The organism is Streptomyces sp. T12, from assembly GCF_028736035.1.
Taxonomy (GTDB): domain Bacteria; phylum Actinomycetota; class Actinomycetes; order Streptomycetales; family Streptomycetaceae; genus Streptomyces.
In genome coordinates this window covers 3,013,517-3,038,108 of record NZ_CP117866.1, presented here as the reverse complement: position 1 = coordinate 3,038,108, position 24,592 = coordinate 3,013,517, and the positions used below count along the sequence as shown (strand labels likewise).

At 69.2% G+C, this 24,592-nt stretch carries 24 protein-coding genes; 12 read left to right on the top strand and 12 right to left on the bottom strand.

What is annotated here, in order from left to right:
* Nucleotides 1-65 precede the first annotated feature (65 nt).
* From PBV52_RS13545 to PBV52_RS13530, 4 genes are all read right to left on the bottom strand, one after another.
* A complete protein-coding gene (locus PBV52_RS13545; protein ID WP_004001566.1) occupies nucleotides 66-314 on the bottom strand; it encodes an acyl carrier protein in 249 nt (82 codons plus the stop codon).
* Nucleotides 315-425: 111 nt separating this feature from the next.
* On the bottom strand, nucleotides 426-1,427 hold the full coding sequence (locus PBV52_RS13540; protein ID WP_274238599.1) for a ketoacyl-ACP synthase III: 1,002 nt from the start codon (nucleotides 1,425-1,427) through the stop codon (nucleotides 426-428).
* A gap of 16 nt (nucleotides 1,428-1,443) precedes the next feature.
* Nucleotides 1,444-2,376 (bottom strand): ACP S-malonyltransferase, encoded by a 933-nt coding sequence (locus PBV52_RS13535; RefSeq protein WP_274238598.1) that lies wholly within the window; start codon nucleotides 2,374-2,376, stop codon nucleotides 1,444-1,446.
* 89 nt (nucleotides 2,377-2,465) lie between these two features.
* Complete coding sequence (locus tag PBV52_RS13530; RefSeq protein WP_274238597.1) at nucleotides 2,466-3,671, bottom strand: CdaR family transcriptional regulator; 1,206 nt, start codon at nucleotides 3,669-3,671, stop codon at nucleotides 2,466-2,468.
* Between the two features lie 269 nt (nucleotides 3,672-3,940).
* Here PBV52_RS13530 and PBV52_RS13525 point away from each other — a divergent pair, with 269 nt between their 5' ends.
* Complete coding sequence (locus PBV52_RS13525) at nucleotides 3,941-4,603, top strand: pirin family protein (RefSeq protein WP_274249375.1); 663 nt, start codon at nucleotides 3,941-3,943, stop codon at nucleotides 4,601-4,603.
* An 84-nt stretch (nucleotides 4,604-4,687) separates the two neighbouring features.
* Nucleotides 4,688-6,961 carry an MMPL family transporter gene (locus tag PBV52_RS13520; protein WP_274238596.1) on the top strand — a complete coding sequence of 758 codons (2,274 nt, stop codon included), beginning with the start codon at nucleotides 4,688-4,690 and terminating at the stop codon, nucleotides 6,959-6,961.
* Here the strand turns inward: PBV52_RS13520 and PBV52_RS13515 are convergent.
* The gene (locus PBV52_RS13515) at nucleotides 6,933-7,748 is read right to left on the bottom strand and encodes a serine hydrolase (RefSeq protein ID WP_274238595.1); all 816 of its coding nucleotides are present in this window, start codon (nucleotides 7,746-7,748) and stop codon (nucleotides 6,933-6,935) included. The two genes, PBV52_RS13520 and PBV52_RS13515, sit on opposite strands and share 29 nt — an antisense overlap.
* Before the next feature lie 19 nt (nucleotides 7,749-7,767).
* The gene (locus PBV52_RS13510; protein ID WP_274238594.1) at nucleotides 7,768-8,238 is read right to left on the bottom strand and encodes a GNAT family N-acetyltransferase; all 471 of its coding nucleotides are present in this window, start codon (nucleotides 8,236-8,238) and stop codon (nucleotides 7,768-7,770) included.
* A 97-nt stretch (nucleotides 8,239-8,335) separates the two neighbouring features.
* Between PBV52_RS13510 and PBV52_RS13505 the strand changes: the two genes are divergently transcribed.
* Together PBV52_RS13505 and PBV52_RS13500 are read left to right on the top strand one after the other, a co-directional pair.
* Complete coding sequence (locus PBV52_RS13505; RefSeq protein ID WP_274238592.1) at nucleotides 8,336-8,854, top strand: MerR family transcriptional regulator; 519 nt, start codon at nucleotides 8,336-8,338, stop codon at nucleotides 8,852-8,854.
* Nucleotides 8,851-9,864 (top strand): aldo/keto reductase, encoded by a 1,014-nt coding sequence (locus PBV52_RS13500; protein ID WP_274238591.1) that lies wholly within the window; start codon nucleotides 8,851-8,853, stop codon nucleotides 9,862-9,864. The genes PBV52_RS13505 and PBV52_RS13500 overlap by 4 nt, the downstream gene beginning before the upstream one ends.
* A gap of 143 nt (nucleotides 9,865-10,007) precedes the next feature.
* On the opposite strand, the gene PBV52_RS13495 is transcribed toward PBV52_RS13500, so the two are convergent.
* From PBV52_RS13495 to PBV52_RS13485, 3 genes are all read right to left on the bottom strand, one after another.
* Entirely contained in the window at nucleotides 10,008-10,871 is an 864-nt protein-coding gene (locus PBV52_RS13495) for a DUF4429 domain-containing protein (protein WP_274249374.1), read from the bottom strand.
* Between the two features lie 57 nt (nucleotides 10,872-10,928).
* On the bottom strand, nucleotides 10,929-12,146 hold the full coding sequence (locus PBV52_RS13490; protein WP_274238590.1) for an alpha/beta hydrolase: 1,218 nt from the start codon (nucleotides 12,144-12,146) through the stop codon (nucleotides 10,929-10,931).
* Between the two features lie 93 nt (nucleotides 12,147-12,239).
* Entirely contained in the window at nucleotides 12,240-12,866 is a 627-nt protein-coding gene (locus PBV52_RS13485; protein WP_274238589.1) for a TetR family transcriptional regulator, read from the bottom strand.
* 66 nt (nucleotides 12,867-12,932) lie between these two features.
* On the opposite strand from PBV52_RS13485, the gene PBV52_RS13480 reads away from it, so the two are divergent.
* Both PBV52_RS13480 and PBV52_RS13475 read left to right on the top strand, forming a co-directional pair.
* Nucleotides 12,933-14,552: an MFS transporter gene (locus PBV52_RS13480; protein ID WP_274238587.1), complete on the top strand. Its 1,620-nt coding sequence runs from the start codon at nucleotides 12,933-12,935 to the stop codon at nucleotides 14,550-14,552.
* A gap of 291 nt (nucleotides 14,553-14,843) precedes the next feature.
* The gene (locus PBV52_RS13475) at nucleotides 14,844-15,149 is read left to right on the top strand and encodes a small hydrophobic protein (RefSeq protein WP_274238585.1); all 306 of its coding nucleotides are present in this window, start codon (nucleotides 14,844-14,846) and stop codon (nucleotides 15,147-15,149) included.
* Nucleotides 15,150-15,183: 34 nt separating this feature from the next.
* Here PBV52_RS13475 and PBV52_RS13470 read toward each other — a convergent pair whose 3' ends face one another.
* Nucleotides 15,184-15,924, bottom strand: a complete 741-nt coding sequence (locus tag PBV52_RS13470; RefSeq protein WP_274238584.1) for a potassium channel family protein — start codon at nucleotides 15,922-15,924, stop codon at nucleotides 15,184-15,186.
* An 89-nt stretch (nucleotides 15,925-16,013) separates the two neighbouring features.
* The gene (aceE, locus tag PBV52_RS13465; RefSeq protein ID WP_274238583.1) at nucleotides 16,014-18,761 is read right to left on the bottom strand and encodes a pyruvate dehydrogenase (acetyl-transferring), homodimeric type; all 2,748 of its coding nucleotides are present in this window, start codon (nucleotides 18,759-18,761) and stop codon (nucleotides 16,014-16,016) included.
* A 353-nt stretch (nucleotides 18,762-19,114) separates the two neighbouring features.
* Here aceE and PBV52_RS13460 point away from each other — a divergent pair, with 353 nt between their 5' ends.
* The 6 genes from PBV52_RS13460 (at nucleotide 19,115) to PBV52_RS13435 (ending at nucleotide 23,676) form a co-directional block, all read left to right on the top strand.
* The gene (locus tag PBV52_RS13460) at nucleotides 19,115-19,549 is read left to right on the top strand and encodes a DUF3052 domain-containing protein (protein WP_030054586.1); all 435 of its coding nucleotides are present in this window, start codon (nucleotides 19,115-19,117) and stop codon (nucleotides 19,547-19,549) included.
* A 121-nt stretch (nucleotides 19,550-19,670) separates the two neighbouring features.
* On the top strand, nucleotides 19,671-20,129 hold the full coding sequence (locus tag PBV52_RS13455) for a peroxiredoxin (protein WP_062698231.1): 459 nt from the start codon (nucleotides 19,671-19,673) through the stop codon (nucleotides 20,127-20,129).
* 146 nt (nucleotides 20,130-20,275) lie between these two features.
* A complete protein-coding gene (locus tag PBV52_RS13450; protein ID WP_031476289.1) occupies nucleotides 20,276-20,851 on the top strand; it encodes a TerD family protein in 576 nt (191 codons plus the stop codon).
* A 122-nt stretch (nucleotides 20,852-20,973) separates the two neighbouring features.
* Entirely contained in the window at nucleotides 20,974-21,549 is a 576-nt protein-coding gene (locus tag PBV52_RS13445; protein WP_128428150.1) for a TerD family protein, read from the top strand.
* Between the two features lie 125 nt (nucleotides 21,550-21,674).
* On the top strand, nucleotides 21,675-22,823 hold the full coding sequence (locus tag PBV52_RS13440; protein WP_274238582.1) for a DUF475 domain-containing protein: 1,149 nt from the start codon (nucleotides 21,675-21,677) through the stop codon (nucleotides 22,821-22,823).
* A gap of 115 nt (nucleotides 22,824-22,938) precedes the next feature.
* Nucleotides 22,939-23,676 carry a Tellurium resistance gene (locus PBV52_RS13435; protein ID WP_274238581.1) on the top strand — a complete coding sequence of 246 codons (738 nt, stop codon included), beginning with the start codon at nucleotides 22,939-22,941 and terminating at the stop codon, nucleotides 23,674-23,676.
* A 36-nt stretch (nucleotides 23,677-23,712) separates the two neighbouring features.
* Here the strand turns inward: PBV52_RS13435 and PBV52_RS13430 are convergent, their stop codons facing one another.
* Complete coding sequence (locus PBV52_RS13430; RefSeq protein ID WP_274238580.1) at nucleotides 23,713-24,510, bottom strand: TerD family protein; 798 nt, start codon at nucleotides 24,508-24,510, stop codon at nucleotides 23,713-23,715.
* Nucleotides 24,511-24,592 lie beyond the last annotated feature (82 nt).

Sequence of the window (24,592 nt, the reverse complement as noted above, 5' to 3'; positions counted from 1 at the left end):
AATGGGGATTCAGCGGCGCCACCGCCGGGTGGCGGGGCAGTCAGCCCAAGGCCTGATCGGGTGGATCAGCCCTGGTGCTTGAGGATGTAGTCGGTCGCGTCGCCGACCGTCTTGAGGTTCTTGACGTCCTCGTCCGGGATCTTGACGTCGAAGCGCTCTTCGGCGGCGACGACGACCTCGACCATGGACAGCGAGTCGACGTCCAGGTCGTCGGTGAAGGACTTGTCCAGCTGGACGTCCTCAACCGGGATGCCGGCGATCTCGTTCACGATGTCGGCGAGACCGGCGACGATCTCTTCCTGAGTGGCGGCCATCTTGGCGCTCCTTCGTTGTTGTTCAGGGTTGTTCAGAGGGTTTTGCGCCCGCCGCGGCAGCGGCAGGTAGTGCGGTTCCCGTGCCTGATCGCATGATCCGGCACGGAGTGCCTAGGGGAGAGTAACGACCGTGGCGGCGTAAACGAGACCCGCCCCGAATCCGATGACGAGCGCGGTGTCGCCGCTCTTCGCCTCGCCGGTCGCCAGGAGCCGCTCCATCGCGAGCGGGATCGAGGCGGCCGAGGTGTTGCCGGTGGTGCGCACGTCGCGGGCGACCGTGACGTGCTCCGGCAGCTTGAGAGTCTTCACCATCGAGTCGATGATCCGCTCGTTGGCCTGGTGCGGAATGAAGACGTCCAGGTCGTCCGGGGTGATTCCGGCCGCGTCCAGCGCCTGCTGGGCGACCTTCGCCATCTCGAACACGGCCCAGCGGAACACCGCCTGGCCCTCCTGCGTGATCGCAGGGAACTTGTCGACCTCGCCGCTGCGGTAGTCCGTCCACGGCACGGTCTGCTTGATCGTCTCGGACTTGTCGCCCTCGGAGCCCCAGACGGTGGGGCCGATGGCCGGCTCCTGCGACGGGCCCACGACGACCGCCCCGGCACCGTCGCCGAACAGGAAGGCCGTCGCCCGGTCCTCCAGGTCGGTGAGGTCGCTCAGCCGCTCGACGCCGATGACGAGGACGTACTCGGAGGAGCCCTCGACGATCATGCCCTTGGCGAGGGTGAGGGCGTAGCCGAAGCCCGCGCAGCCGGCCGAGATGTCGAAGGCGGCGGCCTTGTTCGTGCCGAGCCTGTCGGCGATCTCGGTTGCGACGGCCGGGGTCTGCTTGAAGTGCGAGACGGTCGAGACGATCACGCCGCCGATCTGCTCGGCGGAGATCCCGGCGTCGGCGATCGCCTTGCCGGACGCCTCGATCGACATCGCGGCGACCGTCTCCTCGTCGTTCGCCCAGTGCCGCGTCTCGATGCCGGAGCGCGAACGGATCCACTCGTCGGACGAGTCGATCGTCTCGAGGATCACCTCGTTGGGCACGACCCGGGTCGGGCGGTAGCCGCCGACACCGAGGATGCGCGCGTACGGGGCGCCCTTGCTGGGCTTCAGCTTCGCCATGCTCTAGCGCTCCTTGTCAGGCACTGTGCTCTGCGATGAGCTCGCGAGCCGCGTCGAGGTCGTCGGGGGTCTTCAGCGCGAGGGTCTTCACGCCGGGCAGCGCGCGCTTGGCCAGACCGGTCAGCGTGCCGCCCGGGCACACCTCGATCAAGGCCGTGACGCCGAGCTCCTTGAAGGTCTCCATGCACAGGTCCCAGCGGACCGGGTTGGCGACCTGCCCGACGAGGCGCTCCAGCACCTCGGCGCCGGTGGCGACCGCCTTGCCGTCCTTGTTGGAGACGTAGGTGAGCTTCGGGTCGGCGGGGACGAGCTCCTTGGCGGCCTCGGCCAGCTTCTCGACGGCGGGGCCCATGTGGTGCGTGTGGAAGGCGCCGGCGACCTTCAGCGGGACGACCTTGCGCACGCCCTCGGGCTTGTCCTCGTTCAGCGCGGCGAGCTGCTCCATGGTGCCCGCGGCCACGATCTGGCCGGCGCCGTTGATGTTCGCCGGGGTCAGGCCCAGCTTCTCCAGGTGCGCGACGGAGATCTCCGGATCGCCGCCGAGCAGCGCCGACATGCCGGTCTCGGTGATCGCGGCGGCCTCGGCCATGCCCAGGCCACGGGTGCGGACGAGCCGGACGGTCTCCTCGTCGGAGAGCACCCCGGCGAGGCCGGCGGCGGTCAGCTCGCCGACGCTGTGTCCGGCGATCGCGCCCACCTTGCGGGGCAGGTCGGCGGGGTCGTCGAAGAGCATGTAGGCGGAGGCGAGTCCGGCCGCCACCAGCAGTGGCTGCGCCACCGCGGTGTCGCGGATCTCCTCCGCGTCGCCCTCGGTGCCGTAACGGACGAGGTCGAGCTGCACGGCGTCGGACCATGCCTCGATGGCACCGCGGACACCGGGGAGTTCGAGCCAGGGGGTCAGGAAGCCGGGCGTCTGGGCGCCCTGGCCGGGAGCGACGAGTACGAGCACTCTCACACTCTCTCTTGGGGACGGCCGACGCCGCCCGTGGGGACAAGGACGAAGAACACGAGGGGGTTTTGTGGGCCCCCGACAAAAGACTAGAGCTGGAGATCGCCGTCGACCAGACGCCCCAGGATCAGCGCGATGCGCAAAGTAAACGCGGAGCGTACATCGGAAGGCGACCAGCCGGTGACGTCAGTCACACGTCGAAGCCGGTAGCGCACGGTGTTGGGATGCACGAAGAGCATCCGTGCGGCGCCCTCCAGACTGCTCGCCTGTTCGAGATAGACGGAGAGCGTCTCCAGAAGGGCCGACCCGGCCTCCTCCAGCGGTCTGTAGATCTCCTCCACCAACTGCTCGCGCGCATTCGGATCCCCCGCGATGGCGCGCTCCGGAAGCAGATCGTCCGCGAGTACCGGCCGCGGGGCGTCCTGCCAGGCGGAACACGCCTTCAGCCCGGCGGCCGCGGCCTGCGCGGACCGCGTGGCGGCCTGCAGATCGGGCACGACGGGCCCTGCCACGACCGGTCCGGCGGCGTACGGCCCGATCAGCGACTTGGCGACGGCGATCGGATTGTCACTGCCGCCCGCGATGACGACGAGCCGGTCCCCGAGCACCCCGGTGAGCACCTGCAGCTTGGCGTGCCGGGCGGCCCGCCGGATGGCCTCGACGGTCAGCTCGCTGTCCCCGTCGGGCGCGGTCCCGAGCACGACACACACATGCTCCGGCGAGTTCCACCCGAGCGCGGCGGCCCGCGACACGGCCCCCTCGTCGGCCTCGCCGCTGAGCACGGCGTTGACGACGAGCGACTCCAGGCGCGCGTCCCAGGCACCGCGTGCCTCGGCGGCCTGGGCGTAGACCTGCGCGGTGGCGAAGGCGATCTCACGGGCGTACACGAGCAGCGCTTCGCGCAGCACGCTCTCGTCGCCGGGCGCCGCCACCTCGTCGATGGCCGACTCCATGACCTCGATGGTCGTGCGCACCATCTCGACGGTCTGCCGCAGGGTGATCGCGCGGGTCAGCTCACGGGGCGCGGTCCCGAAGACGTCGGTCGAGATGGCCTGGGGCGCGTCGGGATGCCGGAACCACTCGGTGAAGGCGGCGATACCGGCCTGGGCGACGAGACCGATCCAGGAACGGTTCTCCGGGGGCATGGCCCGGTACCACGGCAGCGTCTCGTCCATCCGCGCGATGGCCTGCGCGGCGAGAGAACCGGAGGACTTCTCGAGCCGCCTCAGGGTCGCGGAGTGGGGATGGATGTCGTGCGCGGCTGCTTCGGACTTACGGGCTACGGGTTCGGGCACGGGGACAAGACTGCCTTATCGGGACGGGTGCGCGTGCCGGAGGGGGCGCGCTTGACGGCTTGGTGGGCGGTGTAGTGCCTTTTGCGGCTGACGTGCTGAATGTCTGGCTCGGTCGCCTACGGGGCGCGCCCCTGCGGCTCCCTCGCGGCCGGTGTCGTCGGACCAGTGCGGGTTGGTGGGCACTTGCCCGGCGTGATGTGGGGACAGCGCGAGTGGCGGGGCCTTGCCGTCGGGGTCGGCTGGTCGGCGGGGCTACCGTTGGTGCCGTGATGGACGTACGGCGCGCCGCGGAGCGCTACCCCGGAGGGGATCCGGCAGTGGGCATCGAGTCACGCCACGCCTTCTCCTTCGGCCCGCACTACGACCCCGACAACCTCCGCTTCGGCGCGATGATCGCCTGCAACGAGGAGCGGCTCGCCCCCGGCGCCGGCTTCGACGAGCACCCCCACAGCCACACCGAGATCGTGACGTGGGTCGTCGAAGGCGAACTGACCCACCGCGACTCCACCGGCCACGAGACCCGGGTCGGCCCCGGCGACGTCCAGCGGCTGAGCTCGGCGGGCGGCGTACGGCACGTGGAACGCAACGACGCCGACACCCCCCTGACCTTCATCCAGACCTGGCTGGCCCCTCTCTCGCCGGGCGGCGACCCGTCGTACGAGATCGTCCACGGCATCGCGGACTCGACGCCGTACGCCGTCCCGGAGGCGGGCGCGATGCTCCACGTACGGCGTCTGGGGGCGGGGGAGCGGACGGCGGTGCCGGACGGGGCGTATGCGTACGTGCATGTCGTGCGCGGTGAAGTGCGCCTGGCCGGCGAGGAGTTGAGCGCCGGTGACGCGGTGCGCCTCACGGACGCCGAGGGCGTGGAGGCGGTGGGGGTGAGCGCGGCGGAGCTGCTGATCTGGGAGATGGCCCCCTTGGCCCGTTAGACGTGGTGTCCGGGATGCCGGAGTGGTTCATGTGGCGTCCAATGGAGAGGTCGGACACTCGCTCGGCAGGGAAGAGCCGAGGCCATGGCCAGACGCGAAGGCACGGGGAAACGGGGCGCGGCCTCCAAGGGGGGACTGCGCCGGCTCGGTGAGTGGTGCGCCCACCACTTCGTGATCGTGATCGTCGCCTGGCTGGTGGCCCTGGGCGCGCTGCAGGCCCTGAACCACATCCACGGCGGGACCTACTCCGACGACTTCGCCCTCTCGAACGTCCAGTCCGAGGAAGGCCTCGACGTGCTGAAGCAGCACGATCCGCAGGCCGGGGGCTACAGCAGCCAGATCGTCATGCACGACGACGACAAGGCCCTGGCCTCGCTCGGCTCGCAGATGTCGACCACCGTCGCCGACCTGCAGAAACTGCCGCACGTCCTGTCCGTGCAGAACCCGCTGGACGCCACCTCCTCGAAGGTCGGGCCGCTGTCCTCCGACGGGAAGACCGCCTACATCACCATCCGCTTCGACGAGCAGCCGTCCCTCCTCGGCGACAGCTACCTCGACGGGGTCGACGACGCCGTACAGCCGCTGCGGGCGGCCGGCGCCGACGTGGAGTACGGCGGATCGCTCGGCGAGCTGGCGCGGCCCGAGGCCGACGACCGGGTGAGCGAGCTGATCGGGTTCGCGGTCGCCATCGTGGTCCTGCTCATCGGCTTCGGCAGTGTGATCGCCGCCTGCCTGCCCCTGATCACCGCGCTGATCGGCGTGGTCGGCGGCCTGGCCTGCCTCGGGCTGCTCGCCATCGCGTTCACCTTCGCCACGGTCTCGCCCACCCTGGCGACGATGATCGGCCTCGGTGTCGGTATCGACTACGCCCTGTTCCTGATCACCCGGCACCGGCAGGGCCTCATGGACGGCGCGGATCCGGTGCGCGCCGCCGGCCACTCCGCCGCCACCAGCGGACGCGCGGTGCTCGTGTCCGGTACGACGGTGATCGTCGCCCTCATGGGCCTGTGGGTGTCCGGCGTGAGCTTCATCGGCAAACTCGGCGTCGCCGCGGCCGTCACGGTCGTGTCGGCCGTCCTCGGCGCGCTGACCCTGGTCCCCGCCCTGCTGGGGCTGATCGGCCACCGTATCGACCGCTACCACCTGCGCCGCCCGGTCGCCGAGACCGATGCCGAACCGGGCACGGAGCCCACGGGGACCTGGCACCGCTACGCCCAGCGCGTGGAGCGCCATCCGCTGCGGTACCTGTCCGCGGGCCTCGTCACCGTCGCGGTGCTGGCCATCCCGGTCTTCTCGATCCAACTCGGCCACATCGGCGACGGCGCGGACCCCACGTCCTTCACCGACCGGCGGGCCTACGACCTGATGACCGACGCGTTCGGCCCCGGCTCCAACGGGCCGCTCACCATCGTCATCGACCAGACCTCCGTACCGGACTCCCAGCGCTCCGGCCTCGCCTCGAAGGCCCAGCAGGCCCTGGGCGACGCGTCCGGGACCTCCTTCGTCACCCCGCTGACGCCGACGCAGGACGGGGACGTGCTGCTCGGCACCGTCTACTCCTCGACATCCCCGCAGAACGCGGACACCACCGACCTCACGAACCGGCTCGTCGACGACACCCTCCCCGGGGCGGTCTCCGGCACCGACGCCAAGGGCTACGTCACCGGGACGACGGCCGCGCAGGTCGACTTCCGCGACATCGTCGCGAGCAGGCTCCCGCTGATCATCTGCGTCGTGGTCGCCCTGGCCTTCCTGATCATCCTCGCGGTCTTCCGCGGCCTGCTCGTCGCCGTCAAGGCGGCCGTCCTCAACGTGCTGTCGATCGCCGCCTCGTACGGCGTCGTCGTCGCCGTCTTCCAGTGGGGCTGGGGCGGGCCCGCGCTGGGCGTCAACGGCAAGGTGCCCATCGAGAGCTATGTGCCGATGATGATGTTCGCCATCATCTTCGGGCTGAGCATGGACTACGAGATCTTCCTGCTCTCCCGGGTGCACGAGGCCTGGCTGCGCACCGGGGACGCGAAGGCCTCGGTGGCCCATGCGCTGGAGATCACCGCGCGCGTGATCACCTGCGCGGCACTGATCATGGTCAGCGTCTTCGCGGCCTTCATCGTCAGCGACAACATCGTGGTCAAGATGCTGGGCCTGGGCCTCGCCGTCAGCGTGCTCATCGACGCCACCGTGGTGCGCCTGCTCATGGTGCCCGCCGTGATGACCCTGCTGGGCCGGCACGCCTGGTGGACGCCCCGCTGGCTGGACCGGATCATGCCGCACATCGACACCGAGGGAACGGGCGAGGCCCTCACGGCCGCGGATACGGCCACGGATACGGCTACAACTCGGCGCGCACCGCGTCCGTGAACCCCGGCCACGCCTCGACCGCCCACGGCCCGAACGCCCGGTCCGTCAGCGCGACGCAGGCCGCGCGCGCATCCGGGTCGACCCACAGGAACGTACCCGACTGCCCGAAGTGCCCGAAGGTGCGCGGCGAGGACGAAGAGCCCGTCCAGTGCGGGGACTTGCCGTTGCGGATCTCGAAGCCGAGCCCCCAGTCGTTGGGGTTCTGGTGCCCGTACCCCGGCAGCACGCCCTTCGTCCCCGGGTACTGCACGGTCATCGCCTCGGCGACCGTCCGCGGGTCCAGCAGGCGCGGCGCCTGCACCTCCGCCGCGAACCGCAGCAGATCCTCGACCGTCGAGACCCCGTCCTTCGCCGGGGAGCCTTCGAGGGACGTGGCCGTCATCCCCAGCGGCTCCAGCACCGCCTGCCGCAGATACTCGGCGAACGGAATCTCCGTCGCCTTGGCGACATGATCCCCGAGCTGCTCGAACCCGGCGTTGGAGTACAGCCGCCGCTCCCCGGGCGGGGCCGTCACCCGGTGCTCGTCGAAGGCCAGCCCCGAGGTGTGCGCGAGCAGATGCCGCACCGTCGAGCCCTGCGGCCCGGCCGGCTCGTCGAGCTCGACCGCGCCCTCCTCGTACGCGACCAGCACGGCGTACGCGGCCAGCGGCTTGGTGACGGACGCCAACGGGAAGCGGTGCCCGACGGGGCCGTGGGTGCCGAGGACCGTGCCGTCGGCCCGTACGACACCTGCGGCGGCGGTGGGAACCGGCCAGTTTTCGATCAACGCGAGACTGCTCAGCGACATGCCTGTGAGCCTAAGCCGCTCACAGGTGCAGCCGCATCGAGGGGTCCGGGTCCCGGGTGAAGCCCATCGACGTGTACAGCGGTTCGGCGTCGGCGGAGGCGGTGAGCATGACGTATCCGGCGCCCCGTTCACGGAACCAGTCCAGCAGCTCCGCCATGCACGCGCGCGCGTACCCGCGGCGCCGCGCGTCCGGGTCGGTGGCGACGCTGAACACGTACCCGATGGTCCCGTGCGGATTGCCGGCCCGCCCGATGCGGTACTCCAGCGTGCCCACGACCAGCGCCGCGAGCGCGCCCGGCCGCTCCGGATGGTCGACGACGAACGCCGCGAGGTCGCCGTCCGGCTCGGTCAGTCTGCCGAGCAGGGTCGGCAGCGCCTTGGCATGCCAGTCCGTGGCACCGGCCGTCGAAGCCATCGAGTCGATCATCACCTGACGCAGCCGCAGCACTTCGGCGGCGTCCTCGGGCAGGGCACGGCGTACGAGACTCATGTCCCGCACGCTAGCCACGGCGATCACGCCATGTCCCGTGCTTTTCTTACCGTTTCCGCTTGCTTGGAGCGCACTCCAAGGTCATAGCGTGGAGGGCATGACGGTGATGGAGACCACGAGTACCAGGACCGACAGCTGTGCCGCTCCGCCGCACCCGCACCGCCGCCCGGAGGGCCAGGACAGCTACACGATCAGCGAGGTCGTCGCCTTCACCGGTCTGACGGCCCACACCCTGCGCTGGTACGAGCGGATCGGCCTCATGCCGCACATCGACCGCTCGCACACGGGCCAGCGCCGCTACAGCAACCGTGACCTGGACTGGCTCGACCTCGTCGGCAAGCTGCGGCTGACCGGCATGCCGGTCGCCGACATGGTCCGGTACGCCGAGCTGGTGCGCGAGGGCGACCACACCTTCGGCGAGCGCTTCGAACTGCTGGAGACGACCCGCCGCGACGTCCTCGCCCGGATCGCCGAGCTCCAGGACACGCTGGCGGTGCTCGACCGGAAGATCAGTTTCTACGCGGACGCGGGGCGTCTGTACGAGCAGGACAAGACGCACCAGCAGGACAAGACGTACGAGCAGCAGAAGACGGAACAGGTGGAGAAGGCCGGATGACGGACAGCAGGATCGCGACGGCACGACTCGGCTCGACGGGCCCCGAGGTAGGCGTCCAGGGCCTCGGCTGCATGGGCATGAGCTTCGCGTACGGCCCCTCGGACGCGGGCGAGTCCAGGGCGACCCTGGAGCGGGCGCTGGAGCTGGGCGTCACGCTGTACGACACGGCGGACGCGTACGGCGCGGGGCAGAACGAGAGCTTCCTGGCGCCGTTCTTCAAGGCGCATCGGGACGAGGTCGTCATCGCCACGAAGTTCGCCCTGGCGATCGACCCGGACGACCCGACGAAGCGGATCATCCGCAACGACGCGCCCTACATACGCCAGTGCATCGAGGCGAGCCTGAAGCGCCTCGACGTCGACGCGATCGACCTCTACTACATGCACCGTCGCGACGTGGCCGTCCCCATCGAGGAGACCGTCGGTGTCATGGCCGAGCTGGTCCGCGAGGGCAAGGTCAAGCATCTGGGCCTGAGCGAGGTGACGGCGGACGAGCTGCGCACCGCGCAGACCGTGCACCCGATCTCGGCCGTCCAGTCCGAGTGGTCCCTCTTCAGCCGCGACATCGAGGCGAACGTGGTCCCCGCGGCCCGCGAACTGGGCGTGGCCCTGGTGCCGTACTCCCCCCTGGGCCGGGGCTTCCTGACCGGCTCCTTCGCCAAGGCCGAGGACCTGACGGCGGACGACTTCCGCCGCCAACAGCCCCGTTACACGGGCGAGAACGCGGCCGCCAACGCCGCCCTGCTGGACCCGATCCGCAAGGTCGCCGAGTCCCATGGCGCCTCCCTGGGCCAGATCGCCCTGGCCTGGGTCCAGCAGCAGGCAGCTGTTCACGGGCTTCCGATCGTCCCGATCCCGGGCACGCGCAGGCCGACGCGAGTGGAGGAGAACGTGGGGGCGACGCGGATCGTCCTGGGCGAGCAGGACATGGAGCTGCTGGAGCCGATCGCGGCGAAGGTGGCAGGCGACAGGTACGCGGACATGCGGTTCGCGTCGGCGGGCCGGGAGTGACGAGTACGGCCCCTGCGGGCGCCGGTGGCTGCAACGCCGTAAGGGGCGCGGGGCTGTGTCGATATGCGGCTCCGCCGCGTGGGCGCGAGCAACCCACGACAGCCCGCATCCGAGAACGAACTGTCCCAGGCAGACGCTTAGTCCTAAAGCTCCGCCAACAACTCGGCTTTCTTGACCGAGAACTCCTCATCCGTCACCAGCCCAGCCTGATGCAGTTCCCCCAGGTGACGAATCCGCTCGGCGATGTCGGCCGGATCGCGCCGCGGTGCCCTGGCCGGCACCGTGGCAACCGGCCCGGCCTTCCTTACGGCAGCCACCACAGCGGCAGCGAACGGCAACGACTCATGCACGGGCCCGTACCCGAGCCCGAAGACAACGGCCGCCGGATCCTGATCGGCCTGCGCCGGCTGGGCGGCGTCGGCGGAGTCCCGCCGCAGCAGCCGTAGATGCCCCTCGAACACCTCCGGCGACCGCCACTCGACCCCGCTCAACTCGCCCACCGGAAAGCTCTGATCCCCGGCCTTCCACTTCGCCGACGACGCCCCCGTCCAGAACCACCGGAACCGGACGGTCTCCCCGTCGAAGGACGCCTTCCCGTCGTACGCCTTGAACTGCAACGGCACTTCGGGCGCGGCCACGAGGAACTCCTCGGCGGGCCCGGACTCCGTCAACTCCGCCCGCAACTCGTCGGCGTAGTACTCGGCCAGCGTCTCCTTGTCGGCCGGCAGTACCAGCCGATACGGATCGCTCCCGTCCTTCAACTGCCCGGCGGCCGCCTCCAGCAACGGGTCGGCGCCCGACCGGAGTTCGATGCGCAGAGCCACGGTCCCGCGCTTGCCCGGCGTAAGCGTCACCCCGGCGATCGCCTCCAGCGGAACGCGGCGCTCCGCGAGGCTCTGAAAGAGCTTGGGTGTTCGAATCCCTCGTTCGTAGCGGATGAGCACGGAGTCGGACTCGAACTCCCAGGCGGCATGAAATCCGGCCAGTACGTCACCCATGCGGCTCATCGTATGCGGCACGTGCTCCTCCGTCGCCACCCCGCGCAACCCGCAATTCCTGCGCCTCTACGCGCGTCCGGCCGACGCCGTGTCGGACAAACCCGCCCGACAGGCCTCGGCATCGTCGGCGCACCGCACCGACTCGTACGCGCCAACCCCGATCTCGGCGAAGTTCAGCACGCTGTCCGTACCCGGCTCGAAGTAGCCGGCGTGCCCCTTCGCTTCCCGCGCCGACAGCACTCGCGCGCCGAACGCCGACGACACCGGGTCCTCCCCGTGTCCCAGCCCGCCGACCTCGAGATACGGCACGTCCTGCACCCAGTCGTCCGCGTCCCGCATCGCCCACACATGGGCGGAGGTGCGCAGCTGGGAGGCCTTCGCGACCCGCATGCCGGGGGAGCCGGCCACCGCTATGTCGGCCACCCGTCCCGGCAGCGCGGGCGCGGCGAGGCCGCACAGCACCGAGCCGTAGCTGTGGCAGAACAGGGAGACCGGCGAACCGCCGGGCAGGCCCCGCACCAGCGCGTTCAGCCGGACGGCCCCGTCCGCGGCCCGCATCGCCGTCGCCGAGTCGATGCCGAGCCCGCTCGGCGTGGTGTAGTCGGCCCAGGCGATCACGGCCGTACGCGTCGAGGGGCCGACCGCGCGCTCGGCCGCGTACAGGGACTGCGCCATGCCGACCGGTGCCGAGTACTTGCGGTTGGTGCGCTGGAAGGTCAGCAGGTCGGTGTCGACGCCGGGGACGACGACCGAGATCCGCTCGGCCTCGGTCAGGTCGCCGAACACCTCCGCGGCCCGCCCCGAGCCCTCCGGGTCGAAGGCGAGGATGTGCCGGTCCGCCTGCATCATCGACTCGAAGCGATGCATACGGCGGCCCGCCTCGCGCTGCCCGTCCGGCGTGAGCCCGACGTCGTGCATGCGCTTCTGCTCGACCTTGCGCGCCTGGTCGAGCGCGATGTGGTTGGCGCGGTAGCGCAGCTCGACGGGGGCGCCGTTCATGTTGCCCACGGCGAGCGGATAGCGGTGCGCGAGGCTGCTGCGCTGCGGTGCGGTGAGCGAGGCGAAGAAACGGGCGAGCCGGGTGGGGGAGGAGTCCGCGTCCGGCAGCGGGTGCCCGGCGATGCGGCCGTGCTCCCAGGCGCTGATCGACGCCTGGAGCGGTGTGGCGCTGCGATGGTGGCGCAGGGCGGTCCAGCCGGTGGTCGCCAGCATCACGAACACCACGGCCAGAGCGAGCAGTGCGCGCCAGACGTTCAGTTGCGGGGTCGTGTCGAAGGAAGTCACTGGGAGGACACACTAGGAGAACGAGAGGGTCTCGCGTTAACCAAGTGACGGGTATCACGTTTCGATCAAGGCGGCGCTAACACGCCGATGACCTCAGCGTGTTCGCCAGCTCTCGCTGAGTGCCGGGCCCACCTGTTCGAGATATGAGACGGTCAATGCCCGCATGGCGTCCAGGCTGAAGTCCTCGCCGGTGCTCCACTGACGCTCCGTCAGCCGCATCACCCCGCCGAAGACGGCCACCGCCAGCCGAGGCCGCGGATCGGTGTCCATGTCGACCCCCTCGCGCGCGGCGAGGATGCGCGCGATGGCCTCCTCGACCTCCACCGAGCGGCGCAGATGGGCGGCGAGCAGGGCGGGCGTCGACTCGATCACCTTGTACATGCGCAGATACAGCTCGACCGGTGCGACGGCCTCGATCACGTCGTTGAGCGTGTCCCAGCCCTCCAGCACGGCCTGTCGCAGCGCCTCCATGGGGGCCTCGTGCGGCGGGCGCTCGCGCACCGCCTCCAAGAAGTGCGCCACCGTCATCTCCTCCAGGGCGAGGGCCGCCTCCTCCTTGCCGGCGAAGTAACGGAAGAATGTGCGCTGCGACACATCGACGGCCTCCGCGATGTCGTCGACGGTGGTGCCCTCGTACCCCTGGGTGGTGAACAGCTCCAGCGCGGTACGCAGCAGTGCTTCCCGGGTGCGCTGCTTCTTGCGTTCGCGCAGTGTTTCCATAGGTGTCAGTTACCGACTTGTGAATTGGTTTGTCAATTGTCAGAGGCTGTCATTAGCCTCGAACACATGACTAGTCAGACCACCATCGACACGACGGGGTCGGGGGGCAAGGCGCCGGCAGTCCCGTCGGACGCGACGCCGGCCAAGGGGCTGCGCGGCCACCCTTGGTTCACTCTCATCACCGTCGCAGTGGGGGTCATGATGGTGGCCCTCGACGGCACCATCGTGGCCATCGCCAACCCGGCCATCCAGAAGGACCTCGGCGCCACCTTCGCCCAGGTCCAGTGGATCACCAACGGGTACTTCCTCGCTCTCGCGGTCTCCCTGATCACCGCCGGCAAGCTCGGCGACCGCTTCGGGCACCGCCAGACCTTCCTGATCGGCGTGGTCGGCTTCGCCGCCGCCTCCGGCGCCATCGGCCTGTCCAGCAGCATCGCCGCGGTCGTCACCTTCCGCGTCTTCCAGGGCCTGTTCGGCGCGCTGCTGATGCCGGCCGCGCTCGGCCTGCTGCGGGCGACCTTCCCGGCCGAGAAGCTCAACATGGCCATCGGCATCTGGGGCATGGTCATCGGTGCCTCCACCGCGGGCGGCCCGATCCTCGGCGGCGTCCTGGTCGAGCACGTCAACTGGCAGTCGGTGTTCTTCATCAACGTGCCGGTCGGCATCCTCGCCGTCGTCCTCGGCGTCATGATCCTGCTCGACCACCGCGCCGAGAACGCCCCGCGCTCCTTCGACATCCTGGGCATAGCCCTGCTGTCGGCCGCGATGTTCTGCCTGGTCTGGGCCCTGATCAAGGCCCCGGAGTGGGGCTGGGGCGACGGCAAGACGTGGACGTTCATCGCCGCGTCGGTGCTGGGCTTCGCGCTCTTCGCCTTCTGGGAGACGAAGGTCAAGGAACCCCTCATCCCGCTCGCGCTCTTCCGCTCGGTGCCGCTGTCCGCAGGCGTCGTGCTGATGGTCCTGATGGCCATCGCCTTCATGGGCGGCCTGTTCTTCGTGACGTTCTACCTGCAGAACGTCCACGGCATGAGCCCGATCGACGCGGGCCTGCACCTGCTTCCCCTCACCGGCATGATGATCGTCGGCTCCCCGCTCGCGGGCGCGATGATCACCAAGCTGGGCCCGCGCATCCCGCTGGCCGGCGGCATGGCGGCCACCGCCATCGCGATGTACGGCATGTCCACGCTTCAGACGGACACCGGCAGCGCCATCATGTCGCTCTGGTTCGCCCTGCTCGGCTTCGGCCTCGCGCCGGTCATGGTCGGCGCCACGGAGGTCATCGTCGGCAACGCGCCCATGGAGCTCTCCGGCGTCGCCGGCGGTCTCCAGCAGGCCGCGATGCAGATCGGCGGCAGCCTGGGTACGGCCGTCCTGGGCGCCGTCATGGCCTCCAAGGTCGACAGCGACCTCGCCGGCAACTGGACCTCCGCGGGCCTGCCGCCGCTCACCGCGGCCCAGGAGGCCCAGGCCTCCGAGGCGGTCCAGGTCGGCGTGCCACCGGTGGCCCCCGGCACGCCGGACGCCATCGCCGCGAAGATCACGGACGTGGCGCACGACACGTTCATCTCGGGCATGAGCCTGGCGTCCCTGGTCGCCGCGGGCGTGGCGGTCGTCGCGGTCTTCGTCGCCTTCCTCACCAAGCGGGGCGAGAACGCGGAGGCGGGCGCGGGCGCGGCGCACATCTGACGCCACGCAAGCGAACGGAGGGATCCGCGGCCGGAGTTCCCCTATCAGGGTGACTTCGCTAAAGATCCCTCCCACCCGGCACGCGCCGCAGGTCAGATTGGGTCAAGCCCTCCGTACGGCATGTTCCTCGGGCAAGTTGGTACGACGAGGAGGGCGACCTGGGCGGCGGCGCGCTGCCGGAGGGGGACAGCGCGCCGACGGCCCGGAACTACCGCAGGATTAGCGCCCGCACGCGGGGTACTCGACCCGACGAACCCAACCGACCGGAAGGTTCTGGGAGTTGAGTTGACGATGGCGGGCTTCGGACACCGAACGCGCAGGTACCCCCGCTCACGTGGCCGGACGTGGTCACGGACCGGGCCGGATCGCGCGACGCTGGGGATCATCGGAGCCATCTGCGCGATCGCCGGTTTCTTCGTACTGGGCATCATCCTCGGCCCGGTGGCGATCGCCTGCGGCTGGCTTGCCATGAACCGCACCTGGTCAGGAGCCCGCCCGCTCCCCGCGCTGGTGGCCGTGGTGCTGGGCGCGATAGACACGCTGATGGCCGTCATCTGGCTGGCGGGGACGACGACACCGGGCAACGGTCTGTTCTGAGGTGCAGGGGCCGGCCGAGAACCGGCTGACGCACCTACTTGTCCCCCACTCTCTCCCCCGACAGCGCGGCGACCTCGGCTCGCAACGCCCGGACTTCCTCCGTGAGCGCCCGTATCGCCTCCGTCTGCCGCCGCTCCTCCACGTCGTCCATCTCGAACCGGGCGATGAACCACGCGGCGATGTTCGCGGTCACCACACCCAACAGGGCGATCCCGGACAACATCAGCCCCACCGCGAGCATGCGCCCCACGCCCGTGGTCGGCGCATGATCGCCGTACCCCACGGTCGTCATGGTCGTAAAGGACCACCACACCGCGTCACCCAGCGTCTTGATGTTCCCGTCCGGTGAGTCCCGCTCCACCGACAGCACGGCCAGCGACCCGAACATCAGCAGCCCGACCACCGACCCGGCGACATAGGTCGTGAGCCGCACCTGCGAGGCCATCCGGGCTCGCTGCCCGACGAGCAGCAGCGTGGCCACGAGCCGCAGCAGCCGCAGCGGCTGGACCAGCGGCAGCACGACCGCGCAGAGGTCCATCCAGTGGCTCCGTACGAACTGCACCCGCCGCTCGGCGAGAGCGAGCCGTACGACGTAGTCCAGCGCGAACGCGCCCCACACCACCCACTCCACCGCGAGACACGCGGACACCGCCTCACGGCTCGCCTCCGGCTCGACGATCGGCACGGCATAGGCCACGGCGAACACCAGGGCCAGCGCGAACAGGGGCCGCTGGGTACGCCGTTCCCAACGGACTTGCGCGAGCGGTTGCTTCATGTCCGCATCGTAGGAAATGTGAAGGGGTGGTGTAGTCCGCAGGTCACCCACGGGCACACCACCCCTTCGAGGCGTTGACGCCGCCGACGTTACGCGTCGCCGCCCGCGGCACCCGGATCCGCCGCCGACACATCGAGCAGCTGGTAACGGTCGATCGCCTGCTTCAGCACCGACCGGTCCACCTTGCCCTCCTTCGCCAGCTCGGTCAGCACCCCGACGACCACCGACTGCGCGTCGATGTGGAAGAACCGGCGCGCCGCACCGCGCGTGTCCGCGAACCCGAACCCGTCCGCACCCAGCGACTGGTACGTCCCCGGCACCCACCGGGCGATCTGGTCCGGCACCGACCGCATCCAGTCCGAGACGGCCACGAACGGCCCCTCGGCCCCGCTGAGCTTGCGCGTCACATACGGCACCCGCTGCTCCTCCTCCGGGTGCAGCAGGTTGTGCTCCTCGCACTCCACGGCCTCGCGCCGCAGCTCGTTCCAGGAGGTCGCCGACCAGACGTCGGCCTTGACGTTCCACTCCTCGGCGAGGATCTTCTGCGCCTCGATCGCCCAGGGGACGGCCACACCGGACGCGATGATCTGCGCGGGGATCGACCCCGCCGTGCCCTCGCTGAAGCGGTGGACGCCCTTGAGGATGCCCTCGACGTCGACGTTCTCCGGCTCGGCCGGGTGCTGGATCGGCTCGTTGTAGACGGTGAGGTAGTAGAAGACGTCCTCGCCGTGCGGGTGCTCGGCGTCGCCGCCGTACATCCGCCGCAGACCGTCCTTGACGATGTGCGCGATCTCGAACCCGAACGCCGGGTCGTACGACACACAGCCCGGGTTGGTCGAGGCGAGCAGCTGCGAGTGGCCGTCGGCGTGCTGCAGGCCCTCACCGGTCAGCGTGGTACGGCCGGCGGTCGCGCCCAGCACGAAACCGCGCGCCAGCTGGTCCGACATCTGCCAGAACTGGTCGCCGGTGCGCTGGAAACCGAACATCGAGTAGAAGACGTAGACCGGGATCAGCGGCTCGCCGTGCGTGGCGTACGCCGAACCCGCCGCGATCAGCGAGGCCGTGCAGCCCGCCTCCGAGATGCCGTCGTGCAGCATCTGGCCCTGCGGCGACTCCTTGTAGGCGAGCAGCAGGTCGCGGTCGACCGCCTCGTACTGCTGGCCGAGCGGGTTGTAGATCTTCGCGCTCGGGAAGAACGAGTCCATGCCGAACGTGCGGTACTCGTCCGGCGCGATCAGTACGAACCGCCTGCCGATCTCCTTGTCCCGCATGAGGTCCTTGAGCAGCCGTACGAACGCCATGGTGGTGGCGATCGACTGCTGGCCCGAGCCCTTCTTCACGGTCGCGTACGTCTTGTCGTCCGGCAGCGCCAGCGGCTTGGAGCGCACCACACGCGTCGGGACGTAACCGCCGAGCCCCTGGCGGCGGTCGTGCATGTACTGGATCTCCTCGGAGTCCCGCCCGGGGTGGTAGTACGGCGGGAGCCCGCCGTCCAGGTCCTTGTCGGCGATCGGCAGGTGCAGACGGTCGCGGAAGCGCTTGAGGTCGTCGACCGTCAGCTTCTTCATCTGGTGCGTGGCGTTGCGGCCCTCGAAGTTGGGACCGAGCGTCCAGCCCTTGATCGTCTTGGCGAGGATCACCGTCGGCTGGCCCTTGTGCGCGCGGGCCGCCGCGTACGCCGCGAAGATCTTCTTGTGGTCGTGACCGCCACGGCCCAGGTGCAGGATCTGGTCGTCGGTCATGCCCTCGACCATCGCGCGCAGGCGCTGGTCGTCGCCGAAGAAGTGGTCCCGGATGTAGCCGCCGGTCTCGGTGGCGTACGTCTGGAACTGGCCGTCCGGCGTGGTGTTCATCTTGTTGACGAGGATGCCGTCCCGGTCCTGCGCGAGCAGCGGGTCCCAGGTGCGGTCCCAGATCAGCTTGATGACGTTCCAGCCGGCGCCCCGGAAGATCGACTCCAGCTCCTGGATGACCTTGCCGTTGCCGCGCACCGGGCCGTCGAGACGCTGCAGGTTGCAGTTGACGACGAAGGTGAGGTTGTCCAGGCCCTCGCGGGCGGCGATGGACAGCTGGCCGAGCGACTCCGGCTCGTCCATCTCGCCGTCGCCCAGGAACGCCCACACATGCGACTTGGAGGTGTCGGCGATGCCGCGCGCCTCCATGTAGCGGTTCATCCGCGCCTGGTAGATCGCGCCGATCGGGCCGAGGCCCATCGACACGGTCGGGAACTCCCAGAAGCCCGGCATCAGCCGCGGGTGCGGGTAGCTGGACAGCCCGTACGGCGCCTTCGACTTCTCCTGGCGGAACGCGTCCAGGTTCTGCTCGCTCAGGCGGTCCAGCAGGAACGCGCGCGCGTAGATGCCCGGAGAGGCGTGGCCCTGGAAGAAGACCTGGTCGCCGCCGTCGCCCTCGTCCTTGCCGCGGAAGAAGTGGTTGAAGCCCACGTCGTAGAGCGAGGCGGAGGAGGCGAAGGTCGCGATGTGGCCGCCGACGCCGATGCCGGGGCGCTGGGCCCTGGACACCATGACCGCGGCGTTCCACCGGGTCGCGTTGAGGATCTTGCGCTCGATCTCCTCGTTGCCCGGGAAGAACGGCTCGTCCTTGGTGGCGATCGTGTTGACGTAGTCCGTGCTGCGCATCTCGGGCACGGCGACGCGCTTCTCGCGGGCCCGCTCGATCAGCCGCAGCATCAGATAGCGGGCCCGCTCCCGGCCGCGCTCGTCCACAGCGGCGTCGAGGGAGTCGAGCCACTCCTGGGTTTCCTCGGGATCGAAGTCAGGAACCTGACTCGGAAGGCCGCCAATGATGATCGGGTTTCGATCGGATCCGGAAGCCACGCTGTTCCTTACCTGTCAGAGGGCCGTGTTTCTGGGTGTCTGCACCGCTCCCCATCGTGTACCTCGGGGCGCCAAACGTCATCTCTACTGCGAGGTAACCGGGTCCTGGTAACGGCGGAGTACCCGTCGATGGTTCCCAAACGCCCAAAGGGGGCGGATTGGCGTGCGGTACGTCACCTTGGGACGATGATGGTGTGCCTGGAGTTGCGGTGACACGTTCACGATCGTCACCGTTTCGGCGGTCTGAACGGCCGGGTACTTGCGCGATCCGTCCCGCCCGTGTGGACTACGGCCAATGCTTCGCGCACGCGCGTGGCTGAGTTATTTCCCAAGACATGATCAGGAGGCAACCCGTGAGCGCGACCGCGGACCACGCGGAGGAGCGGACCCTTGCCGAGAGGCTGGGGTTCCAGCCCGAGCAGGTGGTCCAGGAGATCGGCTACGACGACGACGTAGACCAGGAACTCCGCGAGGCCATTGAGTCAGTCACCGGCACAGAGCTCGTGGACGAGGACTACGACGACGTTGCCGATGCCGCGGTGCTGTGGTTCCGCGACGAGGACGGCGACCTGACGGATGCGCTGGTGGACGCCACCACGTACATCGAAGAGGGCGGCGCGATCCTGCTGCTGACGCCGAAGACCGGCCGTGACGGCTACGTTGAGCCCAGCGACATCTCTGAAGCCGCGACCACGGCGGGGCTGTCGGCGTCCAAGAGCGTCAGCGTCGGCAAGGACTGGAGCGGCAGCCGGCTGGTGACGCCCAAGGCCGCGAAGACCAAGAAGTAGAACCGGTGGCGGTGCCGGGCCGGGCTGAAAAGCCCGGCCCGGCCTCCTGCACGGGCCTCGGTGGTCGCTGCATAGGGTGGGTTCCACCCGAACAGCCCCCACCGAAGGGACATCCACGACGATGGCGATCCAGGTCGGCGACAAGGCCCCCGACTTCGAGCTCAAGGACAACCACGGCGCCACCGTGAAGCTCTCCGACTTCCGTGGCTCCAAGAACGTCGTCCTGCTCTTCTACCCCTTCGCCTTCACCGGTGTGTGCACCGGTGAGCTGTGCGAGGTGCGCGACAACCTGCCGCAATTCTCCGACCGCGACACCCAGGTGCTCGCCGTCTCCAACGACTCCATCCACACTCTGCGCGTCTTCGCCGAGCAGGAGGGCCTGGAGTACCCGCTGCTCAGCGACTTCTGGCCGCACGGCGAGGTCAGCCGCGCCTACGGCGTCTTCGCCGAGGACAAGGGCTGCGCGGTGCGCGGCACCTTCGTCATCGACAAGGAGGGCGTCGTGCGCTGGACGGTCGTCAACGCGCTGCCGGACGCCCGTGACCTCAGCGAGTACGTCAAGGCACTCGACACTCTCTGATCCCGGCACCCCGCTGATCCCGACACCCTGTGATTCTTCGGTATCAAGGCCTGCGGGGTACGGGAACCCGTCACTAGGATCGAGTCGTTGATCCCATATCAAACGCACGGCGGGGCTCCCCGCCCCTGGAAACCAATGGAGGACTCGTGGGAGTCAGCCTCAGCAAGGGCGGCAACGTATCACTGAGCAAGGAGGCTCCGGGCCTCACTGCGGTCATCGTCGGTCTGGGGTGGGACGTCCGCACCACGACCGGCACCGACTTCGACCTGGACGCCAGCGCGCTGCTGCTGAACCCGGAGGGCAAGGTCGGCAGCGACGCGAACTTCGTCTTCTTCAACAACCTCAAGAGCGCCGACGGCTCCGTCGAGCACACCGGCGACAACCTCACCGGTGAGGGCGAGGGCGACGACGAGCAGATCAAGGTCAACCTCGCGGGCGTCCCGGCGGACGTCGAGAAGATCGTCTTCCCGGTCTCGATCTACGACGCCGAGAACCGCCAGCAGTCCTTCGGCCAGGTGCGCAACGCGTTCATCCGCGTCGTCAACCAGGCCGGCGGCGCCGAGATCGCGCGCTACGACCTCAGCGAGGACGCGTCCACCGAGACCGCGATGGTCTTCGGCGAGCTGTACCGGCACGGTGCGGAGTGGAAGTTCCGCGCCATCGGCCAGGGCTACGCCTCGGGCCTGCGCGGCATCGCGCAGGACTTCGGTGTGAACGTCTGAGGTCACCCTCCGAGAGGTGACCGTCCAGGACACCACTGGCTGAGTCCGGCGCCGCATTCGTTTGGGTGCGGCGCCGGATGCGCAGGACAACCAAAAAGCATCACGCGGGGAGGACCAGCAACATGGGCGTCACGCTCGCCAAGGGAGGAAATGTCTCCCTGTCCAAGGCCGCACCGAACCTCACTCAGGTGATGATCGGGCTCGGCTGGGACGCGCGCTCCACCACCGGAGCCCCCTTCGACCTCGACGCCAGCGCCCTGATGTGCACCGGCGGACGGGTCATGGGCGATGAGTGGTTCGTCTTCTACAACCAGCTCAAGAGTCCGGACGGCTCGGTGGAGCACACCGGGGACAACCTCACCGGCGAGGGTGACGGCGACGACGAGTCGCTCCTGATCGACCTCTCCAAGGTGCCGGCCCAGTGCGACAAGATCGTCTTCCCGGTCTCCATCCACATGGCCGACGAGCGCGGCCAGACCTTCGGCCAGGTCAGCAACGCCTTCATCCGCGTCGTGAACCAGGCCGACGGCCAGGAGCTCGCCCGCTACGACCTGAGCGAGGACGCCTCCACCGAGACCGCCATGATCTTCGGCGAGGTGTACCGCCACCAGGGAGAGTGGAAGTTCCGGGCGGTGGGACAGGGGTACGCGTCGGGCCTGCGCGGCATCGCGCTGGACTTCGGGGTCAACGTCTCATAACGCGATATGAGCAAAAGTCGGGGCCCCGTGGGACCGGGAGTGGGGCCGACTAGACTTCGGGTTCAAAAGTTCGTAAAGCCGAGTGCGGCGCTCGGGAGCCCCGTACACACAGGATTGGGTAGCCAGTGGTTCTGAAAACCTTCGGCTGGTCGTTCGCGGTCACCGCGCTCGGCCTGGTTGCAGCGGTCCTCTTCGGGGGGTGGACCGCCCTCGGCATCGTGGCGATCCTCTCCGTCCTCGAGATCTCGCTGTCGTTCGACAACGCGGTGGTCAACGCCGGAATCCTGAAGAAGATGAATGCCTTCTGGCAGAAGATCTTCCTCACCATCGGCATCCTGATCGCCGTCTTCGGTATGCGACTGGTCTTCCCCGTGGTGATCGTCGCGATCAGCGCGTCGCTCGGGCCGATCGAGGCGGTCGACCTCGCGCTCAACGACAAGGACCTTTACCAGGAACTCGTCACCGACGCCCACCCGGCGATCGCCGCGTTCGGTGGCATGTTCCTGCTGATGATCTTCCTCGACTTCATCTTCGAGGACCGGGACATCAAGTGGCTCGGCTGGCTGGAGCGCCCGCTTGCCAAGCTCGGCAAGGTCGACATGCTGTCGGTCTGCATCGCGCTGGTCGTTCTGCTGATCTCGGCGCTGACCTTCGCGGCCAACGCCCACCAGCACGGCGGCGCGCACGCCGACAAGGCGGAGACGGTTCTGCTCTCCGGTATCGCGGGCCTGATCACGTACATGATCGTGGGCGGCCTCTCCGGCTACTTCGAGGACAAGCTCGAAGAAGAGGAGGAACGCGAGCACGAGGCGGAGGAAGCGGCCGTGCGCGCCGGCAAGCCCCGCACGGCGGTCGCGCTGGCCGGCAAGGCCGCGTTCTTCATGTTCCTCTACCTGGAGGTCCTGGACGCCTCCTTCTCCTTCGACGGCGTGATCGGCGCCTTCGCCATCACCAACGACATCGTCCTGATGGCGCTGGGTCTCGGTATCGGCGCGATGTACGTCCGTTCGCTGACCGTGTACCTGGTGCGCCAGGGCACCCTCGACGACTACGTCTACCTGGAGCACGGCGCGCACTACGCGATCGGCGCGCTGGCCGTGCTCCTCATGGTCACCATCCAGTACCAGATCCCCGAGATCGTCACGGGCCTGATCGGCGTCGCCCTGATCGGCTGGTCCTTCTGGTCCTCGGTGCGCCGCAACCGTGCGCTGGCGGCAGCGGAGGGAAAAGCGGAGACCTCGGACGAGAAGACTGAGGTCTCGTCCGGGGTGTGACACCCCTGCGGGTGAGGAACGCTCTGAGCGGGGCGGCCGGGCCTCCGGCCGCCCCGTCGGCTTTTCCAAGTGAACGCAGGTTGTTCGTGGGACTTTCGTGGGACGTGGGGGCGGAATGGGCTTCTTGGACGGACTCTGGCGTGGCCGGGCGGCCGAGTTCGACTCGGGCAGCGCGTCGTCGAACTCGATCGAGCTGACGAAGCGGCACGACCGGGTTTCGCTCACCAAGCAAGGCGCTGCCACCGGGCATCTGCGGATCAACCTGACGTGGCGGATGCGGACGTCCGACATCGGGGGCTCGCAGCGGCAGAGTCTGCTGCGGCATCCCTTCAAGGCGCTCAGGCCGCCGGAGGTGCTCGGGCACAGCCAGAGCATGGTCAACGTCGACCTCGACCTCGGGGCGCTGTACGAGCTGACCGACGGCACGAAGGGGGTCGTCCAGCCGCTGGGCGGGTTCCTCGGGGACGTCAACGCGCCGCCGTATGTGAAGCTCAGCGGGGACGACCGGTTCGGGTCGGCGTCCGGGGAGACGATCTACGTCAACCTCGATCACCGGGAGAACATCAAGCGGCTGCTGGTCTTTGTGTACATCTATGACCAGACGCCCGCGTTCGACCGTACGCATGCGATCGTCACGCTGTACCCGAGCAATGGGCCCCGGATCGAGATAGGCCTCGATGAGCGGCATCCGCAGGCGCGGTCCTGTGCGGTGGTGATGATCGAGAACGTGAAGGGGGAGATCTGGGTTCGGCGTGAGGTGAAGTTCGTCTACGGGTTTCAGGCCGAGCTGGATCGGTTGTTCGGGTGGGGGCTGCAATGGGGCCGGGGGTACAAGACGAAGGCGGAGAAGTAGTCGCCCAGGGCCCGCGCCCCCGGCGGGGCGCTTCCGTCACCGTCCGATGAACTGTGGCCCTTGGGGAGGCAGGCTGAACTCCGAGGTCGGTGCGGCCGTCACCGGGGGCGGGTAGCCGTAGCCCGACTGGGGGCTGGTCTGCTGCGGGTAGCCGTAGGCCGGCTGGGTCGGCGGGGGCTGCTGGGGGTAGCCGTAGGACGGCTGGGACGGGACGGCCGTCGTCGGCTGCTCCGGCGGCAGCGGCTGGGAGATCTCCGGCGCGGGGGCCGGGGCGGGCTCCTCCATCGCCTCCGACTCGTCCACCGAGATGCCGAAGTCCGTGGCCAGGCCCTTGAGGCCGTCCGAGTAGCCCTCGCCGAGCGCGCGGAACTTCCAGCCCTCGCCGCGGCGGTACAGCTCGCCGCAGATCAGGGCGGTCTCCGCGCCCGTCTCCGGCTTGACGTCGAAGTACGCCAGCGGATCGCCCTCGGCGGCCGCCGCGTCGTACAGCAGGATGCGCAGGTCCCGTACGCGGTCGAAGGCGACGCCGTCCGCCGAAGCGACCAGCAGAATCTGACCGACGCCGGCCTCGACACCGGCCAGATCTGTCTGGATCGTGTCGGTGAGGCCCTCGGCGAGTCGCTTCTTGCCGAGGCGCCAGACCTGCCCGGAGGGGTGCCGGGGCTGGTTGTAGAAGACGAAGTCCTCGTCGGAGCGCACACGCCCGTCGGGGCCGAGGAGGAGTGCCGAGGCGTCGACATCCGGGACCCCCTGCCCGGGCGTCCAGCGCAGCACGGCGCGTACCGTCGTGACTTCGAGCGGGACGTTCGACCCCTTCAACATCGCGTGCGTCATGCGGTCATCCTGCCCTCTCCGTCCTGGTCACGACAACGCGGGGGTACACGGGCCGTGTGTGCTCGTGTTTGTCCGCGTTACC